Source organism: uncultured Wocania sp., from assembly GCF_964021735.1.
GTDB lineage: Bacteria > Bacteroidota > Bacteroidia > Flavobacteriales > Flavobacteriaceae > Wocania_A.
On the sequence record NZ_CAXIBN010000136.1, the window covers coordinates 1 to 8,265 of the forward strand.

At 28.7% G+C, this 8,265-nt stretch carries 12 protein-coding genes; 9 read left to right on the forward strand and 3 right to left on the reverse strand.

Translation table 11 applies throughout. From position 1 onward, the window contains the following. The first annotated feature begins 79 nt into the window (after positions 1-79). From AADI82_RS11500 to AADI82_RS11525, 6 genes are all read left to right on the forward strand, one after another. Positions 80-673: a Crp/Fnr family transcriptional regulator gene (locus AADI82_RS11500; protein WP_341216575.1), complete on the forward strand. Its 594-nt coding sequence runs from the start codon at positions 80-82 to the stop codon at positions 671-673. 94 nt (positions 674-767) lie between these two features. Next, positions 768-1,118 (forward strand): hypothetical protein, encoded by a 351-nt coding sequence (locus AADI82_RS11505; protein WP_341216576.1) that lies wholly within the window; start codon positions 768-770, stop codon positions 1,116-1,118. A 21-nt stretch (positions 1,119-1,139) separates the two neighbouring features. Further along, positions 1,140-2,012 carry a pirin family protein gene (locus tag AADI82_RS11510; protein ID WP_341216577.1) on the forward strand — a complete coding sequence of 291 codons (873 nt, stop codon included), beginning with the start codon at positions 1,140-1,142 and terminating at the stop codon, positions 2,010-2,012. 313 nt (positions 2,013-2,325) lie between these two features. Then, positions 2,326-2,868, forward strand: a complete 543-nt coding sequence (locus tag AADI82_RS11515) for a DUF488 domain-containing protein (protein WP_341216578.1) — start codon at positions 2,326-2,328, stop codon at positions 2,866-2,868. 7 nt (positions 2,869-2,875) lie between these two features. Continuing rightward, the gene (locus AADI82_RS11520; protein ID WP_341216579.1) at positions 2,876-3,355 is read left to right on the forward strand and encodes a DUF488 domain-containing protein; all 480 of its coding nucleotides are present in this window, start codon (positions 2,876-2,878) and stop codon (positions 3,353-3,355) included. Positions 3,356-3,358: 3 nt separating this feature from the next. Continuing rightward, a complete protein-coding gene (locus tag AADI82_RS11525; protein WP_341216580.1) occupies positions 3,359-3,991 on the forward strand; it encodes a hypothetical protein in 633 nt (210 codons plus the stop codon). A 42-nt stretch (positions 3,992-4,033) separates the two neighbouring features. Here AADI82_RS11525 and AADI82_RS11530 read toward each other — a convergent pair whose 3' ends face one another. The 3 genes from AADI82_RS11530 to AADI82_RS11540 are packed head-to-tail and all read right to left on the reverse strand — an operon-like array spanning position 4,034 to position 5,566. Then, positions 4,034-4,960, reverse strand: coding sequence for a hypothetical protein (locus AADI82_RS11530; protein ID WP_341216581.1), 927 nt, complete (start codon positions 4,958-4,960; stop codon positions 4,034-4,036). Further along, the gene (locus AADI82_RS11535; RefSeq protein WP_341216582.1) at positions 4,941-5,375 is read right to left on the reverse strand and encodes a lecithin retinol acyltransferase family protein; all 435 of its coding nucleotides are present in this window, start codon (positions 5,373-5,375) and stop codon (positions 4,941-4,943) included. Before AADI82_RS11535 ends, AADI82_RS11530 begins: the two co-directional genes overlap by 20 nt. A 17-nt stretch (positions 5,376-5,392) precedes the next feature. Beyond that, a complete protein-coding gene (locus AADI82_RS11540) occupies positions 5,393-5,566 on the reverse strand; it encodes a hypothetical protein (RefSeq protein WP_341216583.1) in 174 nt (57 codons plus the stop codon). 207 nt (positions 5,567-5,773) lie between these two features. Here AADI82_RS11540 and AADI82_RS11545 point away from each other — a divergent pair, with 207 nt between their 5' ends. The 3 genes from AADI82_RS11545 to AADI82_RS11555 are packed head-to-tail and all read left to right on the forward strand — an operon-like array spanning position 5,774 to position 7,542. Further along, positions 5,774-6,436 carry a hypothetical protein gene (locus tag AADI82_RS11545; protein WP_341216584.1) on the forward strand — a complete coding sequence of 221 codons (663 nt, stop codon included), beginning with the start codon at positions 5,774-5,776 and terminating at the stop codon, positions 6,434-6,436. 1 nt (position 6,437) lies between these two features. Next, a complete protein-coding gene (locus AADI82_RS11550; RefSeq protein WP_341216585.1) occupies positions 6,438-6,746 on the forward strand; it encodes a hypothetical protein in 309 nt (102 codons plus the stop codon). Further along, positions 6,727-7,542, forward strand: coding sequence for an ImmA/IrrE family metallo-endopeptidase (locus AADI82_RS11555; protein ID WP_341216586.1), 816 nt, complete (start codon positions 6,727-6,729; stop codon positions 7,540-7,542). Before AADI82_RS11550 ends, AADI82_RS11555 begins: the two co-directional genes overlap by 20 nt. Positions 7,543-8,265 lie beyond the last annotated feature (723 nt).

Consider the following 8,265-nt stretch of genomic DNA (forward strand, 5'->3'; position numbering starts at 1 on the left):
AAGGATAAAGTGTGTCAAATCACTATTAATTAATAAAAGGCAAAACTTTAGGCTCTATTTATTTATCTTTATATGAATTATGACTTTACCTAATTTTAATAAGCATCTCATAGAAAAAGGCGGATTATCTGAAGAAGAATTTGCTCAAATAATGCCTTTCATTAAAACAAAAACAGTTAAAAAAAACGAATTTCTATTAAAGCAAGGAGATATATGTTCTCATTCTTTTTTTGTTGAACAAGGTGTGTTACGCTTTTATTCATTGAATGAGGAAGGTAAAGAAAATATCTTGCAATTTGCTACTGAAAAATGGATTGTTAGTGATCGTGGAAGCGTCTTTTTTCAAGAACCATCAACCTACTATATAGATGCGGTTGAGGACACATTAACTGTTATGCTTGATGAGCATTTTGTTAATAAAGTAGCAAAAATTAATTCAAATTTCAGGAAACAAAATGAAATTCTCTTGCAAAATCATATTCGTCACTTGTATAATCGCATTAGTTTATTATTAGGCGCATCTGCAAGAGTGCGTTATTTAGAATTTGTCAACATGTATCCAGATATTATGCTGCGTGTACCGCAATGGATGATTGCTTCGTATTTAGGTATTACACCAGAAAGCTTAAGTCGAGTACGTAAGGCTTTGGCAAAAGAGCACTTCAAATCTTAATAGGTAAAACCATAATAGCACATCTTATCATAGGTCAATGCATACCTTTTTTAGTTGCTGTAATTTAGCAGTAATTAAAAGAAAGGAATACATTATGAGACATTTAGAAGTGTTAGTATTTACAAATAGTACAATAGTACCAAGAATTTTAAACTGGAAGGTTTCAACAGTAAGTAATGTCGAAATTATTATCGAAAAATTACAGCAAAGACCATACAAAGTTTTAGCAATTTCTACTAAAGTATCTGAATCTGATAAAAAGAAATTGTACCGTTTAAAGTCAGTCTTATTTGAGAACATCATATTGGTTGAATATACTGATAATTCAAATTTAGAAGAAGCAGTAAAAACAGCATATTGGTCAAAAAACAAACCAGATAATTCACGTAACTATTTAGACAACTCGTTTGAAATAAAATTGGCAAATCACATCAATTCAAATTAATAAATGTAAAATATAGGAAAAATGAAAACTAGAACTATAGAAAAGGTAACAAAACCAGGAACGCCACATTTTGTAGGAGATGGATTTAGAGTGCATAACTTTATTCCAGGAACATCTACTATGAAGCGTATGGATCCATTTATTATGATGGATTATAATTCAAAATATAATTTCCCTGCAACAAATAAACCAAAAGGCGTTGGTGTGCATCCACACAGAGGCTTTGAAACTGTAACCATTGCTTATAAAGGTCGTATACAACATGATGATAGCTCAGGTGGCGGTGGTATAATTGGAGAAGGCGATGTGCAATGGATGACAGCGGCTTCGGGTGTTTTACACAAAGAGTTTCATGAAACCGAATGGAGTAAAACTGGTGGAGAATTCCAAATGGTACAACTGTGGATAAATTTACCTGCCAAGGATAAAATGAGTCCACCAAAATACCAAGCGATTTCCAATTCAGAAATGATTAAAGTAGCATTACCTGAAGATGCTGGAGAAGTAGAAATTATTGCAGGCGATTTTAATGGAAATAAAGGATCGGCATCTACATTTTCACCAATTAATATGTATAATGTGAAATTGAAAAAAGATGCTAAAACCCAATTTACATTTCCTAAAAACTACACAACTGCTATTTTAATGGTTGAAGGTGATGCTAAAGTGAATGGAGATACCAATGTACCACAAGATCATTTTGTAATGTTTAGTAATGATGGTGAATCTTTTTTGGTAGAAGCATTAAATGATACTGTGATATTAGTTTTAAGTGGAGAGCCATTAAATGAACCTATTGCAGCTCATGGGCCATTTGTAATGAATACTCAAGAAGAGCTTATTGAGGCCTTTCAAGATTTTAATACTGGCAAATTTGGGTATTTAGAAGATTAGTAATTTTAAAAGCAGTTCGAAAACGAACTGCTTTTTTATACCTTTAAGACATGAGAGAAGTCTTTAAAATGTTATATGTAGAATTATATATATCAAAATGTTATGAAATACACTTGTACTATAATGTTCTGCGTTATGTAACTTGAGCTTTGGTTAAAAGCGAAAGTTGTTACTACGTTTCTTGAAAAAATTTATTCTAAAAAGTTTCTTCTACAATGTTAATGGAACACTTTTTATGCGACGACGTAGGAGGGAAGCTTAATATGTGTGGAATGAGTTTTGATATACAAAGTTTAAATCTTAACTTTGAGATATGATGAGTACAATATATTCTATAGGTCATGGAAATAAAAAAATTGATTCATTCATTGATGAATTAATAAAATATGATATTGAATATTTATTTGATGTTAGGTCATCACCAATGTCAAAATTTAATCACCAATTTAATAGACCTCTTTTACAAGAAGATTTAAAAGCACATTCTATTACTTACATCTTTGCAGGTGAACAATTAGGAGGATTACCAAAAGACCCAACTTGCTATACAAATGGTAAAGTTGATTATTCTAAAATAACAACAAAATCTTTTTTTCAAGAAGCAATTAAAGTTTTAGTTGAAGCAAATGAAGAAAATATGAAAATTGCTCTAATGTGTAGTGAATCAAATCCTAGTGAATGTCATAGAAGTAAGCTAATTGGACAAGAATTATTAAAATATAACATTTCTGTTAAACACATTGTGCCTAATAAAATAAAAGAGCAAAAAGTAGTAATCGATGAGTTTACTAAAGGAAAAAACCTTGAAAATTTATTTGGTGAAGATGATTTAACTTCAAGAAAAACTTATATATAAACACTACATGAACTTTCATACAATAGGTGTTTATAATTCCACTGAAAAAGAATTTTTCGATAAACTACTAAATAATAATATTGATACATTTTGTGATATACGTCAAAGACGTGGTGTTAGAGGCTCAAAATATTCTTTTGTTAACAGTAAAAGACTTCAAAGTAAACTATACGATTTAGGAATTAAGTATTTTCATTATCTTGATTTAGCTCCAACTAAAGAAATTAGAGAGTTACAAAAGTTGGCTGATTTAAATAATCACGAGCTAAAAAGAGATAGGAAAACTCTAGGAAAAGTATTCATTCATGAATATAAAAATAAAGTTATCAACCATTTTAATTTTGAAGAGTTTTTAGAAAAACTAAAAAAATCTGATGCAAATAACATTGTTTTGTTTTGTGTTGAAGAATCACATAAAGCATGTCATAGATCATTAGTATCTCAAAGATTAAGTGATGAATATAAATACATTATTAAAAATGTATAAATAATGGAAGTACTTATCACATCAAAAACTAAATATGGAAATAATCACGTATGTGTAGGTGGATTAGTTTTAAATAATAATAGGTTTATACGTTTATTAAATAGAGGAGGAGCTAGAAACCCTAAAGGATGGTATCAATTTGCTAATACTCCATTAAATGTAGGAGATGTTTGGGATATTGATTTTAAAGATTCACCACATATTACTGAACCTCACATAGAAGATGTTTTTATTAAAATAAATCATAAGATAAGAGTTGTAAATAATTTATCTCAATTTTTAATTAAATCGGGAGTAAAAATTTATAAAGGTCATATTGATAATTTATTCGATGGTAAACTTAAATGGCAAAATGATGGTAAAGGATATATCTCTGGTAGTAATCAGCATTTACCTAGTCAGAGTGTTGGCTTTTGGATAAGCGACATAGATTTAGTGTTAGAAGATTCAAGATATTTTTATAATTATAAAATCTTAAGTTTTATTAATAAAAAGAAAAGTTTGAAATGGGTAGGTGTTAATAATGGTATAGCTACGATACCAAAAGGAACATTAATTAGAGTTTCTCTTGCTAAATGGCTTCCTAGTGAACATGTTGAAGATAGATGCTACTTACAATTATCAGGTTGGTATTAACTTAAGAAAAGAGGGAAACCCTTTTCTTAAAGAGTTTCCTTTCTATGATGCCTTATTATAAAGCTCTATTAACTTCTCTAAATCTATCGATGGATAATTTAGCTTAACATAATCTTGAAAATCTAAAAGTGAACCATTGTAACTCTTTACAAAGTCAATTAATTTATCTTTTGGTTTTCTAAAATGATTATTAATATTTTTAATTATTGGCTTTTTAGTTCCATCTCTTAACTTATTAATAAATTTACCATCAACATCTAATTTAATTGTTCCATTTAATATTTCTTTAGATATAAAATTACTTGATATAAACCAGTTGTATCGATTAGTATAAATCCTTTGACCACTAGTTAAAAATTGAGGAACTAAAATTATATATTTTCCATTATATTTAGGAAGATTAGCCTTTTTCTTTATCCATTTTCCTGAAGAATGATCATAATATTCAATTTTTGTTTCAAAAACTTTTATGCCATATTTTATACATTGTTGAAATGTGAATTCAGCTAGAATATCTCTACAAACATTTGCTAAAGTATCAGACATATTATCTTGACCAATCCCTTTAACTAATAGTAAAACATTATGGGCTTCATTAGTAACTGAAACTCCTGCTTTTGCAAATTTATTTGCGGATAATGAATCAAAAACAAAATCAGCTTTTGTTGGTCCAATACCTTTCCCTTTATTACTATGAGAATATCCTAGATGATACTCATTTGCTTCGTGTAAATGAGATAAAAATTTTAATCCGTTCTTTCTATCATTAGTAACTATATATCTTCTATTAAGAGTTTCTAAAAACGACTTACTTCTTAAGTACATTTTTTTTGCAATCATATTGCCTAAATTATTAGCAATATGATAAGGGTCAATAAATGCTTCTAAATCATTTTCCATTAAAATGTTTAGATGTTCTGTTCTTTTTTCGGTTATACCGAAATGTTCATTAAATGTTTCTTGTTTCATTATTTGAGGATTTAATTAATTGATATGTTAAGCCTAAAAGCATAACTGATATTGCTATTGTTACTTGTAAACTGTTTTCTTTTCCTTTTTGAACCCAATTTGCAAAATGTTCACAGTTAAAATTTAAAAGGCTGTACTTTTGTCCAAGCCTGTTATAAGCTCTATTTATAGCACGAACGCGTTGAGTGTTAGAGCCAATGAAAGGATTTACTTTTATAGGTTCATAATCAACTAATAACTCTGTAAGTTCAGAATTTGATAATATTTTCACACCATTTTTCAGGTTTCCTATAAAAGTTTCATTTCCAACATAAACAATGTAGTGATTTAGTATTCTACCTAATCCACTTCTTTTTTTTGCTACAACAACATCTGCTGGATATAATTGAGCATTCAATTGTAATTTTTTAATCATACTTTATTTATTTAAAATTATTTTTCTTTCCTAACTCCTTTAAATTTCCCTCCAGATGTTTTAACGTCCATAAACTTTCCAGTTTCTGTGTCTCGTTTTACATAAAGATTAGTTTTAGGGTTTAATACTTGTGAGCGTTGTTTTACTGCTCCTTTTCTTGCGTTGTCTCCTACAGGTTTGTTTCTAGCCATTTTTATTAAAATTTAAATTATACCTATAATATCTTAAAAGCGTGACAGAATCTAAATTCAAGATTTATAGTCACTTAAAAGTGATATTTATTTTAAATAATTGATGATTTATGTTTCAATAATAATATCTTTAAAGTGTGACATTATATCGATAAATAATTTGTCACGCTTTTAAGATATTAACAATACAAGTACAGCATATTTCATATGGAAGAAGAAGTACAAGACCTGCTTTTCTATATATCAGAAAAGGAAACAGACAAAAAAATGGCTGAAAAGTCATTCAGTCTGCTATACAAAAGATTTAGTGAGTTTGTGTTTAATTCAGTTAAGAAATCGATTTATTTAAATTCAGAATCTGAAATAAATGAATTTGCGAATACAGTAGCTGATAATACGTTTATGGAAGTTTATAACAAACCTTTAGATTTTGAATTTGACCCAAATAAACATAAGACACAAGATGATGCATTTCGAGTATATCTAGCAGCAATTTCTAAAAATGAGAAGAATGACCTATTGAGGGAATCTTTAAATTATAATTCTAAACAAACAAAAATAATTGATGACGATGATAATTTTTTTGAACCATCAATATCTGAAGACGTCTTTGAAAAATTAGAATTAAAATTATCTACTAACAGAAAAATCTTGGAAGATGCACTTTATTCATTATCTGAAAGGGATAGATATATTATTTTAACTTATTACGATAATTTTGAAGAAGGAAAAAATACACCGTCAGAAGTTCTAGACAATATTGAACAATTATATGGAACAACTCGTGATAATATTAGAATGATTAGAAGTCGTGTAAAAAAGAAATTAATTAATGAAATTGAATCAAAATCAAATTTAAAAGCCGTTTAAAATGAAAACCAATAAAAGTGATTTAGCAAAAATCTTACGCTTAAATGGTTATGTAATGCCATCAAGTGACGATGAAATTAAGGCTTTCGAAGAAAAATTTAAAAAGTCATATGAAAAACCAGAAAACTGGGATAATCCATTAGAGATTTTAAAAAGAGGGAAGACTAAAAAAATTGATTTAAAAACTACTAAAAGTGTTCCTAATCAAACTGACAATTTAGCGATGGCTGCTCGTGAAGGAAAATCTATTTCTAAAGAAGTGAAGAATAAAATGCAGAAAGATCGCGAAAATGGAGAAAAAAAACAGTGATTTTTTATCTGCATATGATAAAGAGAGTTTAAATGAATTGGCAAGTAGTATTGCAGAATTTCATTTTCCAAGAGGACTTATTAATCCCGAAATAATAGCAGAAAAAAACAATATAACTTATAGTTACGGAAACTATGAAGACTCTTTTGATGGATTAATAGAATTTAAAAACAACAAATTTCATATATATATTAATATTGATAGGCTAGGGCATGCCTATACTGAAAGAGCAAGATTTACATTTGCACATGAATTAGGGCATTTTTTTATCGATTCACATAGAAATGCGTTAGTGCAAGGAAAATCACCAAGTCATTGTTCATTTACTGGTTTTGTAAATAAAAACAGAGCTGAAAGGCAAGCAGATTATTTTGCATCATGCCTTTTATTGCCAGAAAGTAAAGTTCAAAAGGATTGTTATAGAAGGAAATTTAGTTTTTCATTAATCCAAGGGTTGGCAAAAAAATACCAAACAAGTATTTCTGCAACAGCATTGAGGTTTTCTGCAATTGGAAACCATCCAATAATGGTAGTTTATTCCAAAAATAATGAAATAGTTTGGTATTGGTCGAGTGACGATTTCCTATATTGGAAATTAAAAAATGGTAAATACAAAGTACCTGAAGATACTGTTGCAGGAGAGTATTTTAATTTATCTCGAAAACCAAAAAACACTCAAATAGTTTTTGCTATGGATTGGTTTAGTAACGTATGGCAATCACATACAAATAGAGAGTTTAAAGAACATTGTTTATTTCATAATAATCAAGTTTTAAGCATAGTTTGGGAAGAATAGTTTAATTATATTATGTAAAATAGAAACTTAATGTTTTCCTCGGCCTCATAAAATTTTGGTAAAACAATAGGAGAAATGAGCGTGCATATTTTAGGGGTTTAGTAATAAAATTTCTTAAGAGTTTCAATCATACAACGAATTACAAAGCAATGTTAATGAGTCCAAATGTTTCCTAAAATTTAGTGAATGAGCCGTTAATTGTTTCCAAAATTATATGCAGCCTTGAATTAATGAAAAAGAAGATTAATTGAAGTTCTAAATATAACAAGTGCATAGAAATTATCTCGCAGAGTAATTTTATGCTCTTGTGGCAAGCTTACGAGAATCGTCTAAAATTTTTTGTGACGTACATTTTACCGAATACGCGATTTTTAATAAGAGCAAAAAGGTTAGCTTTTATTTTGGCGTTGGCAAGCGTTGGATAATTGTGTGTAAAATAAATTGCCAGAGCAATTTGATTTTATAAAACAATCGAGCGCTTGGTAGCGGCTATTTTACATAACGGCTAATTATAGATACAAACAGCAGAATGTTTCTTATTTAGTACTAAACCCAAGAGCCAAATGTTTAATGACCCAAGTTCTAAATTTTCTTTTGGAATACTAAAACCTTATGGGATATTTTATATAATAGAGAATTATAGCTATCAAATAATCCTATAAGTTAGTTAGCCGTAATTTCTTTTAACATAATTGTTGACGATATAGACCTAAAGGCACTATA

What these genes read in the sequence shown, in the direction of transcription:
- AADI82_RS11500 (WP_341216575.1), top strand. Translation starts at nt 80, where the DNA reads ATGACTTTACCTAATTTTAATAAGCATCTCATAGAAAAAGGCGGATTA.
- AADI82_RS11505 (WP_341216576.1), top strand. Translation starts at nt 768, where the DNA reads ATGAGACATTTAGAAGTGTTAGTATTTACAAATAGTACAATAGTACCA.
- AADI82_RS11510 (WP_341216577.1), top strand. Translation starts at nt 1,140, where the DNA reads ATGAAAACTAGAACTATAGAAAAGGTAACAAAACCAGGAACGCCACAT.
- AADI82_RS11515 (WP_341216578.1), top strand. Translation starts at nt 2,326, where the DNA reads ATGATGAGTACAATATATTCTATAGGTCATGGAAATAAAAAAATTGAT.
- AADI82_RS11520 (WP_341216579.1), top strand. Translation starts at nt 2,876, where the DNA reads ATGAACTTTCATACAATAGGTGTTTATAATTCCACTGAAAAAGAATTT.
- AADI82_RS11525 (WP_341216580.1), top strand. Translation starts at nt 3,359, where the DNA reads ATGGAAGTACTTATCACATCAAAAACTAAATATGGAAATAATCACGTA.
- AADI82_RS11530 (WP_341216581.1), bottom strand. Translation starts at nt 4,960, where the DNA reads ATGAAACAAGAAACATTTAATGAACATTTCGGTATAACCGAAAAAAGA.
- AADI82_RS11535 (WP_341216582.1), bottom strand. Translation starts at nt 5,375, where the DNA reads ATGATTAAAAAATTACAATTGAATGCTCAATTATATCCAGCAGATGTT.
- AADI82_RS11540 (WP_341216583.1), bottom strand. Translation starts at nt 5,566, where the DNA reads ATGGCTAGAAACAAACCTGTAGGAGACAACGCAAGAAAAGGAGCAGTA.
- AADI82_RS11545 (WP_341216584.1), top strand. Translation starts at nt 5,774, where the DNA reads ATGGAAGAAGAAGTACAAGACCTGCTTTTCTATATATCAGAAAAGGAA.
- AADI82_RS11550 (WP_341216585.1), top strand. Translation starts at nt 6,438, where the DNA reads ATGAAAACCAATAAAAGTGATTTAGCAAAAATCTTACGCTTAAATGGT.
- AADI82_RS11555 (WP_341216586.1), top strand. Translation starts at nt 6,727, where the DNA reads ATGGAGAAAAAAAACAGTGATTTTTTATCTGCATATGATAAAGAGAGT.